General features: G+C 71.8%; 20 protein-coding genes. 4 read left to right on the top strand and 16 right to left on the bottom strand.

The features are described 5' to 3' along the window. Positions 1-16: 16 nt before the first annotated feature. Positions 17-2,308, bottom strand: a complete 2,292-nt coding sequence (locus ACZ6C6_RS31205; protein WP_469207664.1) for an MMPL family transporter — start codon at positions 2,306-2,308, stop codon at positions 17-19. Between the two features lie 358 nt (positions 2,309-2,666). Between ACZ6C6_RS31205 and ACZ6C6_RS31210 the strand changes: the two genes are divergently transcribed. Both ACZ6C6_RS31210 and ACZ6C6_RS31215 read left to right on the top strand, forming a co-directional pair. Continuing rightward, a complete protein-coding gene (locus tag ACZ6C6_RS31210) occupies positions 2,667-3,869 on the top strand; it encodes a S8 family peptidase (protein WP_469207666.1) in 1,203 nt (400 codons plus the stop codon). Between the two features lie 120 nt (positions 3,870-3,989). Continuing rightward, complete coding sequence (locus tag ACZ6C6_RS31215) at positions 3,990-4,436, top strand: nuclear transport factor 2 family protein (RefSeq protein WP_469207668.1); 447 nt, start codon at positions 3,990-3,992, stop codon at positions 4,434-4,436. Here the strand turns inward: ACZ6C6_RS31215 and ACZ6C6_RS31220 are convergent. Then, positions 4,381-5,217, bottom strand: coding sequence for an ABC transporter ATP-binding protein (locus ACZ6C6_RS31220; RefSeq protein WP_469207670.1), 837 nt, complete (start codon positions 5,215-5,217; stop codon positions 4,381-4,383). The two genes, ACZ6C6_RS31215 and ACZ6C6_RS31220, sit on opposite strands and share 56 nt — an antisense overlap. A gap of 138 nt (positions 5,218-5,355) precedes the next feature. Between ACZ6C6_RS31220 and ACZ6C6_RS31225 the strand changes: the two genes are divergently transcribed. After that, positions 5,356-5,937, top strand: coding sequence for a TIGR03086 family metal-binding protein (locus tag ACZ6C6_RS31225; protein ID WP_469207672.1), 582 nt, complete (start codon positions 5,356-5,358; stop codon positions 5,935-5,937). A 68-nt stretch (positions 5,938-6,005) separates the two neighbouring features. Further along, on the top strand, positions 6,006-6,638 hold the full coding sequence (locus ACZ6C6_RS31230) for a mycothiol-dependent nitroreductase Rv2466c family protein (protein WP_469207674.1): 633 nt from the start codon (positions 6,006-6,008) through the stop codon (positions 6,636-6,638). 14 nt (positions 6,639-6,652) lie between these two features. On the opposite strand, the gene ACZ6C6_RS31235 is transcribed toward ACZ6C6_RS31230, so the two are convergent. From ACZ6C6_RS31235 to ACZ6C6_RS31300, 14 genes are all read right to left on the bottom strand, one after another. Next, positions 6,653-7,411 (bottom strand): sirohydrochlorin chelatase, encoded by a 759-nt coding sequence (locus ACZ6C6_RS31235; protein WP_469207676.1) that lies wholly within the window; start codon positions 7,409-7,411, stop codon positions 6,653-6,655. A 7-nt stretch (positions 7,412-7,418) separates the two neighbouring features. Further along, positions 7,419-8,330 (bottom strand): ABC transporter permease, encoded by a 912-nt coding sequence (locus ACZ6C6_RS31240; RefSeq protein WP_469207678.1) that lies wholly within the window; start codon positions 8,328-8,330, stop codon positions 7,419-7,421. Then, complete coding sequence (locus ACZ6C6_RS31245) at positions 8,317-9,105, bottom strand: ABC transporter ATP-binding protein (protein ID WP_469207680.1); 789 nt, start codon at positions 9,103-9,105, stop codon at positions 8,317-8,319. The genes ACZ6C6_RS31240 and ACZ6C6_RS31245 overlap by 14 nt, the downstream gene beginning before the upstream one ends. Positions 9,106-9,139: 34 nt before the next feature. Next, positions 9,140-10,252, bottom strand: coding sequence for an aliphatic sulfonate ABC transporter substrate-binding protein (locus ACZ6C6_RS31250; protein WP_469207682.1), 1,113 nt, complete (start codon positions 10,250-10,252; stop codon positions 9,140-9,142). A 243-nt stretch (positions 10,253-10,495) separates the two neighbouring features. After that, on the bottom strand, positions 10,496-11,827 hold the full coding sequence (locus ACZ6C6_RS31255; RefSeq protein ID WP_469207684.1) for a sulfate adenylyltransferase subunit 1: 1,332 nt from the start codon (positions 11,825-11,827) through the stop codon (positions 10,496-10,498). Beyond that, positions 11,828-12,763 carry a sulfate adenylyltransferase subunit CysD gene (gene cysD, locus ACZ6C6_RS31260; protein ID WP_469207686.1) on the bottom strand — a complete coding sequence of 312 codons (936 nt, stop codon included), beginning with the start codon at positions 12,761-12,763 and terminating at the stop codon, positions 11,828-11,830. Then, the gene (gene cysC, locus ACZ6C6_RS31265) at positions 12,760-13,305 is read right to left on the bottom strand and encodes an adenylyl-sulfate kinase (protein ID WP_018100635.1); all 546 of its coding nucleotides are present in this window, start codon (positions 13,303-13,305) and stop codon (positions 12,760-12,762) included. The genes cysD and cysC overlap by 4 nt, the downstream gene beginning before the upstream one ends. Positions 13,306-13,328: 23 nt before the next feature. Further along, positions 13,329-14,045, bottom strand: a complete 717-nt coding sequence (locus ACZ6C6_RS31270; protein WP_469207689.1) for a phosphoadenylyl-sulfate reductase — start codon at positions 14,043-14,045, stop codon at positions 13,329-13,331. After that, positions 14,042-14,221 carry a hypothetical protein gene (locus ACZ6C6_RS31275; protein ID WP_073966074.1) on the bottom strand — a complete coding sequence of 60 codons (180 nt, stop codon included), beginning with the start codon at positions 14,219-14,221 and terminating at the stop codon, positions 14,042-14,044. Before ACZ6C6_RS31275 ends, ACZ6C6_RS31270 begins: the two co-directional genes overlap by 4 nt. After that, positions 14,218-15,915: a nitrite/sulfite reductase gene (locus ACZ6C6_RS31280; RefSeq protein ID WP_469207691.1), complete on the bottom strand. Its 1,698-nt coding sequence runs from the start codon at positions 15,913-15,915 to the stop codon at positions 14,218-14,220. The genes ACZ6C6_RS31275 and ACZ6C6_RS31280 overlap by 4 nt, the downstream gene beginning before the upstream one ends. A gap of 115 nt (positions 15,916-16,030) precedes the next feature. Further along, positions 16,031-16,114 carry a putative leader peptide gene (locus ACZ6C6_RS31285; RefSeq protein WP_309486338.1) on the bottom strand — a complete coding sequence of 28 codons (84 nt, stop codon included), beginning with the start codon at positions 16,112-16,114 and terminating at the stop codon, positions 16,031-16,033. Positions 16,115-16,299: 185 nt separating this feature from the next. Then, positions 16,300-16,896, bottom strand: a complete 597-nt coding sequence (locus ACZ6C6_RS31290; protein ID WP_469207693.1) for a GNAT family N-acetyltransferase — start codon at positions 16,894-16,896, stop codon at positions 16,300-16,302. 49 nt (positions 16,897-16,945) lie between these two features. Continuing rightward, positions 16,946-18,259: a helix-turn-helix domain-containing protein gene (locus tag ACZ6C6_RS31295; protein WP_469207695.1), complete on the bottom strand. Its 1,314-nt coding sequence runs from the start codon at positions 18,257-18,259 to the stop codon at positions 16,946-16,948. A gap of 247 nt (positions 18,260-18,506) precedes the next feature. Further along, positions 18,507-20,144 (bottom strand): acyl-CoA dehydrogenase family protein, encoded by a 1,638-nt coding sequence (locus ACZ6C6_RS31300; protein WP_469207697.1) that lies wholly within the window; start codon positions 20,142-20,144, stop codon positions 18,507-18,509. Positions 20,145-20,177: the final 33 nt, after the last annotated feature.

Here is a 20,177-nt window from a genome sequence, read left to right on the forward strand (position 1 = left end):
CACACGTACGGCAGGGTCAGACGCCGACCCGCTCCGGCTCCTCGCCGCCGCGCGCCGGTGCGGACAGGACCGGCTCGTCGTCGTAGGACTCGTCGTGCGTCATGTCCGGCAGCCACCGCAGCCACTTCGGGAAGTACCAGTTGCGGTCGCCCAGCAGGGCCATCACGGCCGGGAGCAGCACGCCGCGGATGATCGTCGCGTCGATCAGCACGGCCGCCGCCAGGCCGACCCCCATCTGCTTCATGGACTGCATCGACAGCGTCCCGAAGATCGCGAACACGGCGACCATGATCACGGCGGCGCTGGTGACGACCCCGGCCGTGGTGACCACACCGTGGGCGATGGCGTCCCGGGTGTTACGGCCCTGGATGCGGGCCTCACGGATACGGGAGACCACGAACACGTGGTAGTCCATCGAGAGCCCGAAGAGGATTACGAAGAGGAACAGCGGCAGCCAGGAGATGATCGCGCCGACGCCCTCCGCGCCCACCAGCGAGGCGCCCCAGCCGTGCTGGAAGACCGCCGTCAGGATGCCGTACGCGGCGCCCACCGAGAGCAGGTTGAGCACGATCGAGGTGATGGCCACCGTCAGCGACCGGAAGCAGAGCAGCATCAGCAGGAAGGCGAAGACGACCACGAAGGCGAAGACCGGCACGACCGAGCCGACGATCTGGTCGTTGAAGTCCTTCGACCCGGCGACCTGCCCGGTGACCGGCGCCTCCACCCCGTCGACCTTGCCGAGGGTCGCCGGACGCACGGTGTCCCGCAGCAGGTCCAGGCTCTTCTCGGCCTTCTTCTGGTCCGAACCGCCGACCAGCGGTACGTCGATGACCGCGACGTTCTCCGCGTCATGCGTCACGATGTCCACCGGGCCCTTCGAGGCCCCCGAGGCGACGGCCTGCCTGCGGAACTCCTCCAGCGCCTGGCGTACCGGCGCCGCTCCGATGTCTTCGGCCTTCACCACGACCTGCGCCGGGTCGGCGCCCCCGGGGAACGCCTCGTTCAGCCGCTCGTAGGTGCGCACGATCGGCAGCGAGTCGCCGAACTCCTGGTCCAGCGTGAGGTTCTGGGTGTGCATGCCGAGCGCGGGCAGGGCGATCGCGGCGAGCGCCCCGGCGGCGACCACGAGCGCGGTCCACGGGCGGCGCAGCACGGCGGTGAGCACCGCGCGCCAGATGCGGCTCTCGCCGTCGGCACCGCCCCGCTCCGAGCGCTTCAGACGGTTCAGGAACGGCACCCGGCCCTTCTCCACCCGCTCGCCGAGCAGCGAGAGGAGCGCGGGCAGCACGGTGACCGAGCCGACCATGGCGACGGCGACGACCATCAGCGAGGCGAGACCCATCGCCTCGAACTCCGCGATGCCGGTGAAGAGCATGCCCGCCATCGCGACGCAGACCGTCACACCGGAGACGACGATGGCGCGTCCGCTGGTCGCGGCGGCGATCATCAGCGCGGTCCGGGCGTCCCTGCCCTTGGCGCGCTCCTCGCGCTCCCGGCGCAGATAGAACAGGCAGTAGTCGACGCCGACGGCCAGCCCCACCAGCAGCATCACCGAGTTGGCAGTGTCGCTCATCGGCTGGAAGTGGCTCACCACCCCCATGAGGCCCATCGTCGCCATGATCGCGGTGAGGGCGAGGGCGACCGGGAGCAGCGCGGCGACCAGCGCGCCGAAGGCGATGAGGAGGATGCCGAGCGCGACCGGCACCGCGGAGAGCTCGGCGCGCTGGAAGTCGCTCCCGAAGGCGTCGTCGAACGTCTTGCCCATGCTGGCGCCGCCGATCTCCTCGATCAGCAGCCCGTCGTGCGCGCCGTCCACCTTCGCGACGGCCTCCAGCACGGGTGCGACGCGCTCGCTCGCCGTCTCGGGGTCGCCCCTCATCTCGAACTGCACGAGCGCGCTGTGCCCGTCGGCCGAAATGGTCTTGGTGGTGTACGGCGAGGTGACGGCGGTGACCTCGCCGGTGTCCTGCACGGCCCGGATGACGTCCTTGACGGCCGCCCGGAACTCAGCCGACCCGGCCACCGCCCCGTCCTCGCCCTCCGACTGGACGAGCACGGTCTCGCCGGCCGGGTCCTTGAGCCCGGCGTCCTCGATGATCTGCACCGCCCGGCCCACCTCGCCGGACATCTGGTCGCTCTCCTTGACGTCGACCCGGCCGGCCGCGGAGCCGAGCCCCATGGCCAGGACGACGAACAGCACCCAGATCGTCACCGCCGCCCAGCGGTGCCGCGCGCTCCACCCACCCGCCCGGGCCGCGATGCCCCGCACCCGCGGCCCCCGCGCCCGTGCCGTATCCGCATTCCCCATGACGGGCCTGCCCCCTCGTGAACGGCACCGGCCCACCGCCGTCGCCTCCCGATTCGAAGGTAGGGGCGGCATAAAGCGAGTTCGTCATGCTCTCCGGCGAGGCGGGGGCGGCCCCTCTCCGCCCTGGGGACGGGGCGTGCCCCCGAGAAGGAGGATCGAAGCCCCTTACACGTAAAGGTGATCGTCGTATCGAGGGGCTCCTGCGACCTTCCTGTGACGAAAAGTTGGCGAGTGCGTCGGAGCTGTAGGGAGGTATTGATCTGCGCGCGTCAATCGGTCAGGGTTTCGAGCCAACCCCCGGAGATCTTCCGGCCGGAGGTCAATCCCCCCACAAAGAATGACGAGGAGACCCCTCTTCATGGCCATTCACAAGCGCGCACGCCGGTTCAAGCTGACCGCCTCCATCACCGCGGTCGCGGCCGCCGCCGGCGTCACCCTGCTGGGCACCCCGTTCGCCGGAGCGACACCCGCTCCGGCCATGGGCAAGGTCTACGGCGCCGACGCGGCGACCGCGGTCGCCGGCAGCTACATCGTGATGCTGGACCAGAAGGCGGACAAGGCCGAACTCGCCGAGGAGTACGGCGGAAAGCTGAAGCGCAACTACAGCTCCGCCATCAACGGCTTCTCCGCCAGCGGCCTTTCGGAGACCGAGGCCAAGCGGCTCGCCGCCGACCCGGCCGTCTCGAAGGTCGTCCAGAACAAGAAGTTCCACATCGACGCCACCCAGGACAACCCGCCGTCCTGGGGCCTGGACCGCATCGACCAGACGGAGACCGCGGGCGACAACGCCTACACCTACCCGGACAGCGCGGGCGAAGGCGTCACCGCGTACGTCATCGACACCGGGGTCCGCACCACCCACGAGGAGTTCGAGGGCCGCGCCAGCTCCGGCTTCGACGCCGTCGACAACGACGACAGCGCCGACGACGGCAACGGCCACGGCACCCACGTCGCCGGCACCATAGCCGGGGCGACCTACGGCGTCGCCAAGAAGGCGAAGATCGTCGCCGTCCGCGTCCTGGACGACTCCGGCTCCGGCACCACCGAGCAGGTCGTCGCCGGCATCGACTGGGTCACCGAGCACCACGAGGGCCCGTCCGTCGCCAACATGAGCCTGGGCGGCGGCGCGGACGAAGCGCTCGACGCGGCCGTCCAGAAGGCCATCGCCTCCGGCGTCACCTTCGCGGTCGCCGCCGGCAACGAGTCGAGCGACGCAGGCGAGGGCTCCCCGTCCCGCGTCCCCGAGGCCATCACCGTCGCCTCGTCCACCGTGGACGACGAGCAGTCGTCGTTCTCCAACTACGGCTCGGTCGTGGACATCTACGCCCCGGGCTCCGACATCACCTCGTCCTGGAACGACAGCGACACCGGCTCCAACACCATCTCCGGTACGTCGATGGCGACCCCCCACGTCGTCGGCGCCGCCGCCGTCTACCTGGCCGGGCACCCGGACGCCACCCCGGCCGAGGTCGGCACGGCCCTGACCGACGGGGCCACCCCGGACGCCATCAGCAACGCCACCGACGGCACGGCGAACAAGCTGCTGAAGATCGTCGAGTAACAACCCCGCCACCCCGCCGGGCGGTCACCGCGCTCTCCCCCACGGGGCGCGGCGGCCGCCCGGTCCGCGTCCGCCGTCCTACGCTTGCCGCATGACGACCGATGCGGGCGGGAGGCGGGCATGACCGGACCGGCACCGGGTGTGGCCGCGGCCATCGAGGGCGAGCTCCGGCTCCTGGACCCCCAGGTCCGGGCCTCCGCCGATCTCCTCGACCAGGTGCTGCACCCCGACTACCGCGAGGTGGACAGCACAGGCCGCCACTGGGACCGGGACACGATCATCGACCTGCTCGTCTCGGGCCTGGCCCCGGCGCCGGGGCGGCTCACCGCCTCCCGGATGAACGGCACCCACCTCGCCGACGAACTCGTCCACCTCACCTTCGACACCGAGGCCAGGAACAGGCGCGCCCACCGCAGTTCGCTGTGGCGGCGCACCCGGGCCGGCTGGCTCCTCTACTACCACCAGGCGACACCGTTCGACGCCACGCCCCTCGACGCCGCGCCCTCCGAGGTCAGTTCCGGGCCGTCCGCCGCGCCCGGGCCGCCCACCGGCCGTCCGTCCGGCTGATCCGCACCGGGTGGCCGAAGCACTCGCTGACCAGGTCCGTCGTCAGCACCTCGTCCGCCCCGCCCGAGGCCAGGCACCGCCCGCCGCGCAGCAGCATCGCGTGCGTGGTGGAGGCGGGCAGCTCCTCCAGATGATGGGTGACCAGCACGGTCGCCAGCTCCGGGTGCTCCTCGCGCAACGCGTCCAGGCTGTCCAGCAGCTGTTCCCGGGCAGCCAGGTCGAGACCGGTCGCCGGCTCGTCCAGGAGCAGCAGCCGGGGCTGCGGCATCAGGGCGCGGGCGATCAGCGTACGGCCGCGCTCGCCCTGCGACAGGGCCGGCCAGCGCGACTCCGTCTTGCCGCCCATCCCGAGCATCGTCAGCAGCCGCTCCGCCCGCTCCCGCTGCCCCGGACCCGGCGACCAGCGCGGCACCGGCTCGACCGAGTTCGTCAGACCGGTCAGCACCACCTCGTTCACTGTCAGCGGGGAACGCAGCGGATGGCGCGGATTGACATGCCCGAGCAGCGTCCGCAGCTCCCGCAGATCCACCCGCCCCAGCGTGCGGCCCAGCACCTCGACCGAGCCCCGCGTCGGATGCGTCACCGCCCCGAGCAGCCCGAGCAGGGTGCTCTTGCCCGCCCCGTTCGCCCCGAGCAGCGCCCAGTGCTCTCCGCCGCGCACGGTGAGCGAGACCGCGTCGAGGAGGACGTTTCCGTCGCGTACGAGCGAGACCCCGTCGGCCCGGATGACCGGGACCGGAACCGTGACGACGGACGGGGAGAGGGGTGCGGTGGTGGTCACGTGCGGCTGCTCCTTCGTACGGGCGCGAGCGCTCGTCCGCGCACCGGAAAGCCTATCCGTGGCCCGTACACCCTCCGTGCCCGGCACCTGTCGCCTTTCTTCAAGACCGGCCCCGCCCGCCCGCCTAGCTTGGGGCCCATGAAGAACGAGCACGCCCACATGACCGAATGCGCCGCCGAGGCCGCCCGCGTGGCCCGGGGCGTCACCGCCGCACAGCTGGACGCCACCACCACCCCCTGCGCGGACTGGGACCTGCGCACCCTCGTCAACCACTGGGTCCTCTACACCTCGCACGGCATGGAGCACCGCGCCCGGCGCACCGAGCTCCCCGAGGAGCTGATCGCCCGGGACTTCACCGCCGACACCGACTGGGCCGAGCGGTACGCCGACCGGCTCGACCGGGCCGTCGCCGCCTGGTCCGACCCCGCCGTCTGGGAGGGCACGATCGGCGAGGGCGAATCCGCCTCCCCGGCCGCCGACACCGCCGCGATGCTCATCGAGGAGATCGCGCTGCACGGCTGGGACGTGGCCCGCGCCACCGGCCAGGAGTTCCGGATCTCCGCGGAGGCCGCCGCGTACGTCCTGGCCACCGTCGAGAAGACCGCCGCCCTCTACCGCCAGTACGAGGGGTTCACCGAGGAGGTGGACGCCCCCGGCGCCACCGGGTTCACCCGCGCCCTGGCGCTGAGCGGACGCGACCCGCAGTGGAGCGCGGGCTGAGAATGGCCCAGGCGGACGGGTGCCGAATGGCCCGGGGGACTGTGCCACCGACTGGCTAGGCTCGCCCCATGACCACTCACCCCGCCCCGGAACCGGGCAGGCCCGTCGTCGACTTCTACTTCGACCCGGCCTGCCCGTTCGCCTGGATCACCTCCCGCTGGATGCTGGAGGTGGAGCAGCGCCGCGACATCGAGCTCCGCTTCCACGTCATGAGCCTCTACCTGCACAACATCGGCAACGAACTCCCGGACTGGTACCGCGACCTGGTCGACCGGTCGATCGGCCCCGTCCGGGTCGCCGCCGCCGCGGCCGAGGAGCGGGGCGAGGAGATCCTGCGCGACCTCTACACCGCTCTCGGCAGCCGCATCCACCAGCAGAAGAACGAGGACTTCGACCAGGTCGTCGCCGAGGCCCTCGCCGAACTCGGCCTGCCCGCGCACCTCGCGGAGGCCGCGCACGACGAGGCGTACGACGAGGCCGTACGGCGCAGCCACGAGGCCGGGCAGGACCCGGAGGCGGGCGGCTATGTCGGCACGCCGACGATCCACGTCGACGGGACGGTGTGGTTCGGGCCGGTGCTGCGGGCGATCCCGCGCGGCGAGGAGGCGGCCCGGCTCTTCGACAGCTTCCGGACGCTCGCGGGCCACGCCGACTTCTTCGAGCTCAAGCGCACCCGGACGGGCGGCATCGACGTCGGCTGACGCCGGCCGGCGTTTCAGGCGCTGACCGCGACCGGCCGCGCCGCGGCCGCGTTCGCCTCGTCGTAGCGGTCCAGCAGCAGCCGGGCCAGCTCCGGGGCCGGCCCCAGCACCCCGGCCAGCACCTCCGCGCCGGCCGCGGCCGCCCCCGCCGCGATGCGGTCCGGGAGGCGGCCGGGCGCGATCACATACGGGGCGACGGCCACTCGGTGGACGCCCTCCGCCCGCAGGGCGCGTACCGCGTCCTCGGTGGGGGGAAGAGATGCGGAGGCGAACGCAGGCCGCACGGAACACCAACCGGTGTGCCGCAGCTCCCGCGCGATTTCAGCGATCACTGCGATCGCCTCCGGGTCTGATGAGCCCGCCGAGGCCAGGACGAGCCCGGTCGAGCCACGGTCGCCGGGGCGCACCCCGGCCTCGTACAGCCGCCGTTCCAGCGCGGCGTTCAGCAGCGGCGACGGGCCGAGCACCTCGGCCTGCCGGACCCGCAGCCGGGGCAGCGCCGCGCGGGCCTCGCGCAGCACCGCCGGGATGTCCGACTTCGCGTGGAACGCCCGGGTGAGGAGCAGCGGAAGTGCCACCACCTCGTGCGCTCCCTCGGCGGCCAGCCGCTCCAGGAGCCTCGGTACCGAGGGCGCGTTGAAGTCCAGGAACCCCGTCTCGACGCGCAGCCCCGGGCGCAGCGCCCGTACCCGCGCGGTCAGCGCGTGCACGGTCGCTGCGTGCCGCGGGTCGCGGCTGCCGTGGGCGATGACGAGGAGGACCGGAGAGGACATGGCGGGCTCAGTTCTTGACGAGGAGACCGCGGCTGCGCAGCACCCACCGCTCCAGCGGGCTGAAGATGAGCAGGTCGATGGCGATGCCGACGAACAGGATCAGGATGATGGCGAGGAAGATGCCCGGCATGTCCGCGTTGTTGCGGCCGTTCTCCAGCAACTGCCCGAGCCCGAGGCCCAGATCGGGAGAGGAGGCGATGATCTCGGCGGCCATCAGCGAACGCCAGGAGAACGCCCAGCCCTGCTTGAGGCCCGCCAGATAGCCCGGCAGGGCGGCCGGCATCACGATCAGCCAGGTTCCGCGCAGCCCGGTCGCGCCCAGGGTGCGCCCGGCCCGCAGGAAGAGCGGGGGCACCTGGTCGACGCCCGAGACGAGCCCGTTGGCGATCGAGGGCACCGCGCCGAGCAGGATGACCGCGTACATCATCGAGTCGTTCAGCCCGAGCCAGATCACCGCCGGGGCCACCCAGGCCACCGAAGGCAGCGACTGGAGCCCGGACAGGATCGGGCCGATCGCGGCCCGGACGAACTTCACCCGGGCGACCAGCAGCCCCAGCGGCGTACCGATCGCGACCGACAGCAGGAAGCCGAGCAGACCGCGCGAGATGCTGGTCCACACCACCTCCAGCAGCGTGCCCTGCAACCACATGTCCCGGGCGCTGTCCCAGACGGCGGACGGCGCGGGCAGCTTGTAGTCCTCCGTCACCTCGCCCCAGACGAGGAGCTGCCAGACGACCAGGACCAGGGCCACCGCGACGAGCGGGGGCAGGACCTTGCGCAGCAGGATCTCGCGCACCGGGGTGCGCTGCACCTGCACCGCGTCCAGGGCGTCCAGACCGGCTTCGAGGCCGGCCAGGTCGTCCGGCTTCCCGCCCCGGCCGGACCCCGCCTCGTCCGGCTTGATGTCAGTGCTGGCCATGACGGCGGATCTCCCCACGCAGTTGTTCGGTGATCTCGACGGACAGTTCCGCGACGGCGGTGTCCTCGATACGGCGGGGCTGCTCGATGTCGACCGTCCACTCACGGGCGATCCGGCCGGGGCGGGACGAGAGCAGCACCACGCGCTCGGCGAGGCGGACGGCCTCGCGCACGTTGTGTGTGACGAAGAGGACCGAGACGTTCGTCTCGCGCCAGATACGGGTCAGCTCGTCGTGCAGCACATCGCGGGTGATGGCGTCGAGCGCGGCGAACGGCTCGTCCATCAGCAGCAGTTGGCTGTCCTGGGCGAGCGCGCGGGCCATCGCCACGCGCTGCCGCATACCGCCGGACAGCTCGTGCACCCGCTTCCCGTACGCCCCGCCGAGCCGGACCAGCTCCAGCAGCCGCTCCGCCTCGCCGCGGCGCTCCGACTTCGGCACCCCGCGCAGGCGCAGCGCCAGTTCGATGTTCTTGCCCGCGGTCAGCCACGGGAACAGGGCGTGCTCCTGGAACATCAGCGCGGGCCGGCCGCCGGGGGTCTCGATGCTGCCCCCGGTCGGCCGGTCCAGCCCGGCCACCAGATTGAGCAGAGTCGACTTGCCGCACCCGGAGGCTCCCAGGAGGGTGACGAACTCGCCCGGGGCGACGTCGAGACTGATGTCGTCCAGGACCAGCTGCGTTCCCGCGGGCCCGGCGAAGGACTTCGAGACATGCGCGATGCGGGCGGCGTGCCCGACCTGGACACGGTCCTCGGCCTTGGTGAGGGTGTTCGCCATGGTCGTCACCTCCTGGGAGTCTTCGGGCGGCTGGTTACTTGACGCCGAGTCCGGCGTCGTCGGCCTCGGGCTGGCCCGCGGCCTTGAGGATCTTGTTGAGCGGCTTCAGGTCGTAGATGCCCTTGAGGTCGGGCTTCTCCAGCAGACCGGACTTCACCGCGTGCTGGGCCTGCGCGTCGAGCGTCGCGGCCAGCGGGTCGTCGGTGATCCGGATCGACTTCCAGGCGGGGTCGATGACCTCGGCCGGCAGCTCCTTGCCGGTGAGCTTCTTCAGCGCGGCGTTCGCGGAGTTCTTCGCCTTGTCCGGATTGGCGTTGATCCAGGCGTTGGTCTTCACCGAGCCGCGCAGCACGGCCTCGACCACGTCCGGGTGCTCCTTGAGGAACTTCTGCGACACGATGATGTTGGTGATCACGAACTTGTCGTCCGGCCACAGCGTCGACTCGTCCAGCAGCTCCTTCGCGCCCTCGGCCACCAGCTTGGAGGCGGTCGGCTCGGGGACCCAGGCGCCGTCGATGGAACCGGAGCGGTAGGCGTCCGGCGTCACCTTGTTGTCCGTACGGACGACGGAGACGTCGCCCTTGCCGCTCTGGGCGTCGACCTTCCAGCCCTTCTCGGATATCCAGTTGAGGAACGCCACGTCCTGGGTGTTGCCGAGCTGCGGGGTCGCGATCCTCTTGCCCTTGACGTCGTCCAGGGTCTTGATCTTCTCCGGGTTCACGACGAGCTTGACGCCGCCGGACGCTGAGCCGCCGATGATCCGCAGGTTCTGGCCCTTGGACTTGGTGTAGCCGTTGATGGACGGCGAGGGGCCGATGAAACCGATGTCGATCGAGTTGGCGTTCAGCGCCTCGATCTCGGACGGGCCCGCGTTGAAGGTGGCGGTCTTGAGCTGGGTGCCGCCCAGCTCCTTCTGGAACAGGCCCTCCTGGTCGCCCACGAGCGCGGTGGCGTGCGTGAGGTTCGGGAAGTACCCGATGCGCACGGTGTCCACGGAGAGCTTCTTGCCGCTGGCCGAGTCGACCTTCTTGGCGTCGTCGTCCGTCGACTCGGAGCCGTAGCCGCAGGCGGTCAGGGCCACGGCGAGCAGGGGCAGGGCGGCGACTGCGGCGATGCTGCGGCGCAGCGTGGTACGGGGGGCAGGCACGGGAGGTCGTCCTCTCGGAGGCCCGGTGCTCACGCCCCTCGTACGTGCGGGGGCGCGGCCGGGAAGTCGGCAGGTCTTCGTCTGAACTGGCGGTGCGTGCGGTGCAGGTGGTGCTGCCGGGCGCGCAGGCAGTGCGCGTACGTCATCGCGCACATCGCCCGACTCCGCCCTGGCCGCTGCCCAGGGCGCCGCTGCCGACGCGGCCGCCCTCCTTCGCGAAGGTCGAGAAGACGTCGATGCCCATCAGAAGTCCCACTCCGCGTCGTCGTCCGCGGCCGGCTGCTCCTCGGCGGCGGCGAACGAGACGCCCGCCATGCCCGCCGAGAGGGTGGTGCCGTCCGCCGGGTCGATCAGCAGGAAGGAACCGGTGCGGCGCGAGTCGGCGTACGCGTCGAGCGCCAGCGGCTCGGCGGTCCGGACGACGACCCGGCCGATGTCGTTGGCGACCAGCTTGCCCGGGGCCGGGTGCTGCGAGAGGTCGTCCAGGGTCAGCCGCGAGGGGATGTCCTTGACGATCGCCTTGACCGTGCGCGTGGTGTGCTTGAGCAGCACGCGCCGGCCCACGGTGAGGGGCTCGTCCGCGACGTGGCAGACGGTCGCCTCGACGTCCTGGGTGACGGCAGGCGCGTCGCCCACCGGGGCGATGAGGTCGCCGCGCGAGACGTCGATGTCGTCCGCCAGGCGCAGCGTCACCGACTGGGGCGCCCAGGCGATGTCCACGGAGTCGCCGAGCAGGTCGATGCCCTCGATCGTGGAGGTGCGGCCCGAGGGCAGCACGGTCACGGACTCGCCGACCCGGAACACCCCGGCGGCGATCTGGCCCGCGTAGCCCCGGTAGTCGGGGTGCTCCGCGGTCTGCGGCCGGATGACGTACTGGACCGGGAAGCGGGCGTGGCAGCCGGTCAGGTCGTGGCTGACCGGGACGGTCTCCAGGTGCTCCAGGACCGTCGGGCCGCCGTACCAGTCCATGTTGGCGGACGGCTCCACGACGTTGTCGCCGGCCAGCGCGGAGATCGGGATCGCGGTGATCTCGGGGACCCCGAGGGAGGCCGCGTACGCGGTGAACTCCTCGGCTATCGCGGCGAACACCGGCTCCGCGTAGTCCACCAGGTCCATCTTGTTGACGGCCAGGACCACGTGCGGGACGCGCAGCAGCGCGGCGACCGCGGCGTGCCGGCGGGTCTGCTCGACGACCCCGTTGCGGGCGTCGACCAGGACCACGGCCAGCTCGGCGGTGGAGGCACCGGTGACCATGTTGCGGGTGTACTGCACGTGGCCCGGGGTGTCGGCGAGGATGAACCGGCGCCGGGGCGTGGCGAAGTAGCGGTAGGCGACGTCGATGGTGATGCCCTGCTCGCGCTCGGCGCGCAGGCCGTCGGTCAGCAGCGCCAGGTCCGGCGCCTCCTGGCCCCGGTTGCGCGAGGCGTGCTCGACGGCCTCCAGCTGGTCGGTGAGGACCGACTTGGAGTCGTGCAGCAGGCGTCCGACGAGGGTGGACTTGCCGTCGTCGACGGATCCGGCGGTGGCGAAGCGCAGCAGGGTGGTGGCGCTCAACTGCTCAGCTGTGGTGGTCATTTAGAAGTACCCTTCGCGCTTACGGTCTTCCATCGCGGCCTCGGACATCTTGTCGTCGGCGCGGGTCGCGCCCCGCTCGGTGAGCCGGGAGGCGGCGATCTCGGTGATCACGGCGTCCAGCGTGGTGGCGTCGGAGTCGACGGCGCCGGTGCAGGACATGTCGCCGACCGTGCGGTAGCGCACCTGACGGGTCTCGGTGGCCTCGTGCTCCTTGGGCCCGCCCCAGTCGCCCGCGGTCAGCCACATGCCGTTGCGGTTGAACACCTCGCGCTCGTGGGCGAAGTAGATCTCCGGCAGCTCGATCCCCTCGCGCTCGATGTACTGCCAGACGTCCAGCTCGGTCCAGTTGGAGATCGGGAAGACCCGGACGTGCTCGCCGGGCGCGTGCCGGCCGTTGTACAGCTGCCACAGCTCGGGGCGCTGGCGGCGCGGGTCCCACTGGGAGAACTCGTCGCGCAGCGAGAAGACCCGCTCCTTGGCGCGCGCCTTCTCCTCGTCGCGCCGCCCGCCGCCGAACACCGCGTCGAAGCGGTGCTGCTGGATGGCCTCGGTCAGCGGCACGGTCTGGAGCGGGTTGCGGGTGCCGTCGGGGCGCTCGCGGAGCTTGCCGGCGTCGATGTACTCCTGCACGGAGGCGACGTGCAGCCGCAGCCCGTGCTCGGCGACCACGCGGTCGCGGTAGGCCAGCACCTCGGGGAAGTTGTGCCCGGTGTCCACGTGCAGCAGGGCGAACGGCACCGGCGCGGGCGCGAACGCCTTGAGCGCCAGGTGGAGCATCAGGATCGAGTCCTTGCCGCCCGAGAACAGGATCACCGGCCGCTCGAACTCGCCCGCCACCTCGCGGAAGATGTGCACCGCCTCGGACTCCAGCGAGTCCAGGTGGCTCAGCGCGTACGGATTGTCGGTGCCCTCTTGCACAGTCGCGACGGTCGTCACGCCGCACCCCTCTCGCTCAGCAGCGCGTACAGCTCCGCCGCGGACTCCTGCACGGTCTGGCGGTGCGACTCGATCCGCAGATCGGGCGACTCGGGCGCCTCGTAGGGGTCGTCCACCCCGGTGAGCCCGCTGATCTCGCCCGCCGCCTGCTTGGCGTAAAGGCCCTTCACATCGCGCTCCGAGCACACCTCGACCGGAGTGGCGACGTGCACCTCCAGATACGCGGTGCCCTCGGCCTGGTGCCGCTTGCGGACCGCGTCCCTGCTGTCCGCGTACGGGGCGATGACCGGGACCAGCACCTTGACGCCGTTCGCCGCCAGCAGTTCGGCGACGAAGCCGATCCGCTGCACGTTGGTGTGCCGGTCCTCGCGCGAGAAGCCGAGGCCCGCCGAGAGGAACTCGCGGATCTCGTCGCCGTCGAGCACCTCCACGCGGTGGCCCTCGGCGCGCAGCCGCCCGGCGAGTTCGTAGGCGATGGTGGTCTTGCCGGCGCTCGGCAGACCGGTCAGCCAGACGGTGGCCCCCGTCTCCGTCACGCTCATCGAAGTCTCCTGATCAGTCGTCATCAGCCGTGCAGCCCGCATTCGGTCTTGCCGCGCCCGGCCCAGCGGCCGGCCCGCGCGTCCTCGCCCTCCAGCACCCGGCGGGTGCAGGGCGCGCAGCCCACGGAGGCGTAACCGTCCATCAGCAGCGGGTTGGTGAGCACCCCGTGCTCGGCGACGTAGGCGTCCACGTCGTCCTGGGTCCAGCGGGCGATCGGCGAGACCTTCACCTTCCGGCGCTTCTCGTCCCAGCCGACCACCGGGGTGTTCGCCCGGGTCGGGGACTCGTCGCGGCGCAGCCCGGTCGCCCAGGCGGCGTACCCGGTCAGACCCTCTTCCAGGGGCTTGACCTTGCGCAGCTTGCAGCACAGGTCGGGGTCGCGGTCGTGCAGCTTCGGGCCGTACTCGGCGTCCTGCTCGGCGACCGTTTGACGCGGGGTCAGCGTGATGACGTTGACGTCCATCACGGCGTCCACCGCGTCCCGGGTCCCGATGGTCTCCTCGAAGTGGTAGCCGGTGTCGAGGAACACCACGTCCACGCCGGGCATCACCCGGGAGGCGAGATGGGCGACGACCGCGTCCTCCATCGAGGAGGTGACGCAGAACCGGGGGCCGAAGGTGTCGGCGGCCCACTTCAGGATGTCGAGTGCGGAGGCGTCCTCCAGCTCGCGGCCGGCCCGCTCGGCGAGCGCCCTCAGCTCCTCACCGGTGAGCGTGTCGATGTTCTGAGTGACCGTCATATCCCGTCCCCTCCAACGTTGTTGGGCGTCAGTCCCCGGCTCAGCAGGCCCAGGAACTTCAGCTGGAACGCACGATTGCAGGAGGCGCATTCCCACGCCCCGTGCCCGGCCTCGTGCGGGCGCAGGTCCTCGTCCCCGCAGTAGGGGCAGTGGAACGGGGCGGCGCGCTCGCTCATGACAGGGACTCCGCACTGGCGCGGGCCGCCCAGGTGGCGAAGCGCTCGCCGTCCTCGCGCTCCTCCTGGAACCGGCCGAGCACCCGCTCGACGTAGTCCGGCAGCTCCGCCGAGGTGACCTTCAGTCCGCGCACCTTGCGGCCGAAGCCCGCGTCCAGGCCGAGGGCGCCGCCCAGGTGGACCTGGTAGCCCTCCACCTGGTCGCCGTTCTCGTCCAGCACGAGCTGGCCCTTGAGGCCGATGTCCGCGGTCTGGATGCGGGCGCAGGCGTTGGGGCAGCCGTTGATGTTGATGGTCAGGGGCTCGTCGAAGTCGGGGAGCCTGCGCTCCAGTTCCTCGATGAGGGAGGCGCCGCGCGCCTTCGTCTCCACGATCGCGAGCTTGCAGTACTCGATGCCGGTGCAGGCCATCGTGCCGCGCCGGAAGGTGGACGGCTTCACCTGGAAGCCGAGCGATTCCAGCCCGGCGGACAGCGACTCGACCCGGTCCTGCTCGACGTCGAGGATGATCATCTTCTGCTCGACGGTGGTCCGGACCCGGCCGGAGCCGTGCTCCTCGGCCAGTTCCGCGATCTTGGCGAGGGTCGAGCCGTCGACCCGGCCGACCCGGGGGGCGAAGCCGACGTAGAAGCGGCCGTCCTGCTGCTGGTGGACGCCGATGTGGTCGCGCCACCGGCTGCTGGGCTCCGCCGGGGCGGGGCCGTCGAGCAGCGGGCGCTTCAGGTACTCGTCCTCCAGGACCTGGCGGAACTTGGCCGTGCCCCAGTCGGCGACCAGGAACTTCAGCCGGGCCCGGTTGCGCAGCCGGCGGTAGCCGTAGTCGCGGAAGATGCCGACCACTCCGGCCCAGACGTCCGCGACCTCGTCCAGCGGCACCCAGGCGCCGAGACGTTCGGCGAGCCGGGGGTTGGTGGACAGGCCGCCGCCGACCCAGAGGTCGAAGCCCGGTCCGTGCTCGGGGTGTTCGACGCCCACGAAGGCGATGTCGTTGATCTCGTGGACGACGTCCTGGACCGGGGACCCGGAGATCGCGGTCTTGAACTTGCGGGGGAGGTTGGAGAATTCGGGGCTGCCGATGTACCGGGCGTGGATCTCCTCCAGCGCCGGTGTGCCGTCGATGATCTCGTCGGCGGCGATGCCCGCCACCGGGGAGCCGATCATCGTACGGGGGCAGTCGCCGCACGCCTCGGTGGTGGAGAGCCCGACGGCCTCCAGCTTCTGCCAGATCGCCGGGACGTCCTCGATGCGGATCCAGTGCATCTGGACGTTCTGCCGGTCGGTGATGTCCGCGCTGCCCCGCGCGTACTCCTGCGAGATCTCGCCGATGACGCGCAGCTGCTGAGTCGTCAGCTTCCCGCCGTCGATGCGGACCCGCATCATGAAGTACTTGTCCTCCAGCTCCTCCGGCTCCAGCACCGCGGTCTTGCCGCCGTCGATGCCGGCCTTGCGCTGGGTGTAGAGCCCCCACCAACGCATGCGTCCCCGCAGGTCGTTGGGGTCGATCGAGTCGAATCCGCGCTTGGAGTAGATCGTCTCAATGCGTGTCCGCACATTGAGACTGTCGTCGTCCTTCTTGAACTGCTCATTGCCGTTGAGCGGGGTGTAGTGCCCCAGGGCCCACTGGCCTTCGCCGCGGTGGCGGCCCACCTTGCGGCGGGGCGCGGCGGGCGCAGGCGTTTCCGGGGTTGCGGCCATGACAGTACGTCCTTCGGGACTGCGGGAGGGCGGCTCTGAACTGCACACTCGCGTGAAGCGCGGCGGTGCGCAGGGCTGAACTGAAGCAAGGGGGATCTCGGCGGTGCTGGGACTCTCAGCTCGCCGGACAGATGGCGCTGGACATGCGGCCGAGGTCGACGTGACGTCGACTCACCAAGGCAATTCCAGTTCCGGACATGACGGAAGCGTGTCATGGGGATCTCGCGGCAGTCCACCACTATCCATGATGTGGACGGCATGGTCCCGCCTGGTGAGACAATGTGGCGCCCGTCACGCATGTGACGGGCGCCGGGGTGGAGCGTAAAACCGGACAAGCAAGGGGAATTGCTAAGGAATGGGTGACGGCTGTGCGCGGGGCACCACTCAGCGGCCGGAGCCCGGCCATGGGCCGGGGGCGTCCACCGGCTCCTCCAGCTCCGTGCGCGTGTCGAACAGCCGGAATCCGCGCCTCAGGTAGTTGTCCATCGCGTGCGGACCGTCCTTGGAGCAGGTGTGCAGCCAGACCCGCTTCGTCGCCGGCCGCTCCGGCCACCGCTCGGCCAGGTCCCAGGCGCGGGCCGTGCCGTACGACAGCAGATGACCGCCGATCCGCCGCCCCCGGAAGGCCGGGATCAGCCCGAAGTACATGATCTCGACCACGCCGTCGTCCTGCGGGTCCAGCTCGATGTAGCCCGCCGGGGTGCCGTTCGCGTACGCCACCCAGGTCTCCGCGCCCGGCCGCTCCAGGGCCTCCTGCCACTGCGTGTACGTCATGCCCAGGCGGTCCGTCCACCGGATGTCCCCGCCCACCGCGGTGTACAGGAAGCGGCTGAACTCGGGCAGCGGCACCTCGGACCGCACGATCCGGACCTCCGCGTCCGGCACGGCGGACGGCCGCAGATCATCGGGGGAGGTCTGCTCCAGGGACCAGATGGTCACCTCTTCGCAGGCCGGCGGTGCGGGACGTACGGGGTCGCTCATGGCTGCCAGACAACCATGCCCCGCACCCCTCGCCCCACCCGGCCCCTGGTCACCCGGTCTCCGGCTCCTCCCCTTCGCCTCCTTCACGCGCCTCGCGCGCCGCCACGACCACCGGGGCCTGCGAGCGCGGCAGCAGATCGGCCGGGTGCTCCGGATGGACCACCTCCACCTCCACGCCCTCGCCGAACCGGTACGGGCGGTGCGCGAGGACTTCGGCCAGATGGCGCCGCAGCCGGGATATCTCCGCCCGCACCGTCACGGTCCTGGTCGCGTCACCGAACAGGTCCCGGGCCAGCTCGGAGGCCGTACGCCCCTCCCGGTGCAGCGCCAGCGCGTACAGCAGCTCGGCGTGGCGCGGGGAGAGCCGCTGGGTCCAGGTGCCCACCGGGCTCACCACGTTGACCGCGAGCGCGCGCGGCCGGCTCAGATCGAGGACCACCCGGCGCGGCGGGCTGTCCATCGCCCCGTCCGCGACCTGGACCAGCCAGCCGCCCGGCAGCGGCTCCACCCGGCACATCCCCAGCGACGGCAGCCACACCCGGCCCGGCCCCAGCGACTTCGGCAGCGGCAGCCGGTCCACCGGGGGCATCCCCGTCACCGCCGCCGTCCAGCCGTGGCCGTCCACCGCCACGGCCCGGCCGCCGATCCGGCTCAGGACCGGGGCGGCCACCGCCCGCAGCCGGTCCACCGCCTCCAGGTGCCGCACCCGGACCTCGCTCTCCGCCAGCCGGGCCACCGACCGCACCAGAGCCAGCGTCGTCGGGTGGAAGGTGGACGCGGGCCCGCTGATGTCCACGATCCCCATCAGCCGGCCGTCCCGGGGATCGCGCACCGGGGCCGCCGCGCACGTCCAGCCGTGCAGACTGCGCACGAAGTGCTCCGCCGAGTGCACCTGTACGGGGACGCGGGCCGCCAGCGCCGTACCGATCGCGTTGGTGCCGGTGATCTCCTCGGCCCACGCCGCGCCCTCCGCGAGGCAGATGTCGTCGGCCCGGCGCAGCACCCCCGTATTGCCCTCGCGCCACAGCACCCGGCCCTCCACATCGGTGACGACCATGATCTGCTGCGAGGCGTCCGCGATGCTCGTCAGCCCGTCGCTGAGCAGCGGCATCACCTCGCCCAGTGCCGAACTGCGGCGCCGGTGCTCGATCTCGTCCGCCTCCAGCAGCCTGCTGTGCGTCGGCTGCTCGGGATCGAGGCCGCTGCGCAGCACCCGGTCCCAGGAGGCGCCGATCTCCGCCCGGGGCACGGCGGGCATGCGGTCGCCCGCCATCCGCGCCTCACGGGACCGGTGCACCAGACGTCTGGCCTGCGCGCTCTCCCGGGCGATCGACCGCAGCACGTCGGCCGGAGTCGTCTCCATGCCGGTTCCCCCTCACCCCACCGCCGGCCCGGTGCGCGGGCCGCGCCCCCATCCTGCCGCCGCCCGTGCCCCGATACCGCAACTCCACACAATGGTTGCAACCCTCTGCAACTCTGGCGAGGGTCCCCGGACCGTACAAGAGTGGCGGCACACCGCACCGCGGGGCCCCCGGCCCTCACGTGCGGTGTGTACAGCATGGGGGGTGGTGCCGTGTCGGCGCAGCACCACCCCCCGTCGCTGCGCACGGTCAGGACTCTGCCGGCCGGGCCCGGGCCACGACCGACGCCAGATCCAGCGTGTGCGGAAGGGTCCCGAAAGCCGCGCCCCCGTCCCCGCCCAGGCGCGAAGCGCAGAAGGCGTCCGCCACCTCGGGCGGCGCCCAGCGCACCAGCAGCGAACCCTGGAGCACCAGCGCGATGCGCTCCACGACCCGGCGCGCCCGCGCCTCGATCCCCGCCAGGTCGGCCAGCTCCGTCAGCATGTCCCTGATCGCCGCGTCCAGCCGGTGATCGGCGCCCCGGGCCCGCCCCACCTCCTGGAGGAACGCGTTCAGCGCGAGCGGTTCGCGCCGCAGCACCCGCAGCACGTCCAGCGCCTGGACGTTCCCGGACCCCTCCCAGATGGAGTTGAGCGGCGCCTCCCGCAGCAGCCGGGGCATCCCCGACTCCTCCACGTAGCCGTTGCCGCCCAGGCACTCCAGCGCCTCGCCCACCAGCGGCGTGCACCGCTTGGTCACCCAGTACTTCGCCGCCGGCACCGCGATCCGCAGGAACGCCGCCTCGCTCTCGCCGCCGTCGTCGTACGCCGCCGCGAGCCGCATCGCCAGCACGGTCGCCGCCTCGGACTCGACCGCCAGATCGGCCAGCACATTGCGCATCAGCGGCTTGTCCACGAGCGGGCCGCTGAATGCGGACCGGTGCGTCGTGTGGTGGACCGCCTGCGCCACCGCCTGCCGCATCAGCGCCGCCGAACCGGTCACGCAGTCCAGCCGGGTGGCCGCCACCATCCCCATGATGGTGCGGACGCCCTCACCCTCCTCGCCGATCCGCCGCGCCCACGTCCCGTCGAACTCGACCTCCGCCGACGCGTTGGACCGGTTGCCCAGCTTGTCCTTGAGCCGCTGGATCGCGAACGGGTTGCGGCTGCCGTCCGGCAGCACCCGGGGCAGCAGGAAGCAGGTGAGACCGTCCGGGGCCTGCGCGAGGACCAGGAAGCCGTCGGACATCGGCGCCGAGCAGAACCACTTGTGCCCCGTCAGCACATAGCCGCCGTCCCCGGCCAGCGGCTCGGCGCGCGTGGTGTTCGCTCGGACGTCCGAGCCGCCCTGCTTCTCGGTCATGCCCATCCCGAGCAGTGCCCCCGCCTTCCGCGCGGGCGGCCGCAGCCCCTGCTCGTACACCCGCGAGGTCAGCAGCGGCTCCCACTCGGCGGCCGCCTCCGGCTCGGCGCGCAGGGCCGGCACGGCCGCGTGCGTCATGGAGAGCGGGCAGCCGTGCCCCGCCTCCGCCTGCGTCCACACGAGGAAGCCCGCCGCCCGGCGGACATGCCCGCCCGGCCGGTCCCAGGCATCGGTCAGCCCGGCGCCGACGGCGTGCCCGAGCAGCCGGTGCCAGGCCGGGTGGAAGTCCACCTCGTCCACGCGGTGCCCGTAGCGGTCGTGGGTGCGCAGCCGCGGCGGGTTCGCGTTCGCCTCGGCGCCCCAGGACGCGGCCTGCGCGGACCCGGCCGCCAGGCCGAGGGTGGTGAGACCGTCCCGGGCCTCGTCCAGGACCTCGGGCGGAAGATGTCGTTCCACGGCCTCGCCGAGCGCCCGGTCCGTGCCGAAGACGTCATGGCCGAGCAGCGGAGGGGCCTGGTTGGACACGGTGTGGGTGGTGGTCGCCATGCCGATACGGTAAGGACGTGCAGGCAGCAGACG

The sequence above is a fragment of the Streptomyces sp. NPDC041814 genome (assembly GCF_055590565.1).

What these genes read in the sequence shown, in the direction of transcription:
- ACZ6C6_RS31225 (WP_469207672.1), top strand. Translation starts at nt 5,356, where the DNA reads ATGAAGAACGAGCACGCCCACATGACCGAATGCGCCGCCGAGGCCGCC.
- ACZ6C6_RS31270 (WP_469207689.1), bottom strand. Translation starts at nt 14,045, where the DNA reads ATGACGGTCACTCAGAACATCGACACGCTCACCGGTGAGGAGCTGAGG.
- ACZ6C6_RS31280 (WP_469207691.1), bottom strand. Translation starts at nt 15,915, where the DNA reads ATGGCCGCAACCCCGGAAACGCCTGCGCCCGCCGCGCCCCGCCGCAAG.
- ACZ6C6_RS31295 (WP_469207695.1), bottom strand. Translation starts at nt 18,259, where the DNA reads ATGGAGACGACTCCGGCCGACGTGCTGCGGTCGATCGCCCGGGAGAGC.
- ACZ6C6_RS31205 (WP_469207664.1), bottom strand. Translation starts at nt 2,308, where the DNA reads ATGGGGAATGCGGATACGGCACGGGCGCGGGGGCCGCGGGTGCGGGGC.
- ACZ6C6_RS31290 (WP_469207693.1), bottom strand. Translation starts at nt 16,896, where the DNA reads ATGAGCGACCCCGTACGTCCCGCACCGCCGGCCTGCGAAGAGGTGACC.
- ACZ6C6_RS31230 (WP_469207674.1), top strand. Translation starts at nt 6,006, where the DNA reads ATGACCACTCACCCCGCCCCGGAACCGGGCAGGCCCGTCGTCGACTTC.
- ACZ6C6_RS31215 (WP_469207668.1), top strand. Translation starts at nt 3,990, where the DNA reads ATGACCGGACCGGCACCGGGTGTGGCCGCGGCCATCGAGGGCGAGCTC.
- ACZ6C6_RS31245 (WP_469207680.1), bottom strand. Translation starts at nt 9,105, where the DNA reads ATGGCGAACACCCTCACCAAGGCCGAGGACCGTGTCCAGGTCGGGCAC.
- ACZ6C6_RS31285 (WP_309486338.1), bottom strand. Translation starts at nt 16,114, where the DNA reads ATGTCCGGAACTGGAATTGCCTTGGTGAGTCGACGTCACGTCGACCTC.
- cysC (WP_018100635.1), bottom strand. Translation starts at nt 13,305, where the DNA reads ATGAGCGTGACGGAGACGGGGGCCACCGTCTGGCTGACCGGTCTGCCG.
- ACZ6C6_RS31255 (WP_469207684.1), bottom strand. Translation starts at nt 11,827, where the DNA reads ATGACCACCACAGCTGAGCAGTTGAGCGCCACCACCCTGCTGCGCTTC.
- ACZ6C6_RS31275 (WP_073966074.1), bottom strand. Translation starts at nt 14,221, where the DNA reads ATGAGCGAGCGCGCCGCCCCGTTCCACTGCCCCTACTGCGGGGACGAG.
- ACZ6C6_RS31300 (WP_469207697.1), bottom strand. Translation starts at nt 20,144, where the DNA reads ATGGCGACCACCACCCACACCGTGTCCAACCAGGCCCCTCCGCTGCTC.
- ACZ6C6_RS31240 (WP_469207678.1), bottom strand. Translation starts at nt 8,330, where the DNA reads ATGGCCAGCACTGACATCAAGCCGGACGAGGCGGGGTCCGGCCGGGGC.
- ACZ6C6_RS31235 (WP_469207676.1), bottom strand. Translation starts at nt 7,411, where the DNA reads ATGTCCTCTCCGGTCCTCCTCGTCATCGCCCACGGCAGCCGCGACCCG.
- ACZ6C6_RS31210 (WP_469207666.1), top strand. Translation starts at nt 2,667, where the DNA reads ATGGCCATTCACAAGCGCGCACGCCGGTTCAAGCTGACCGCCTCCATC.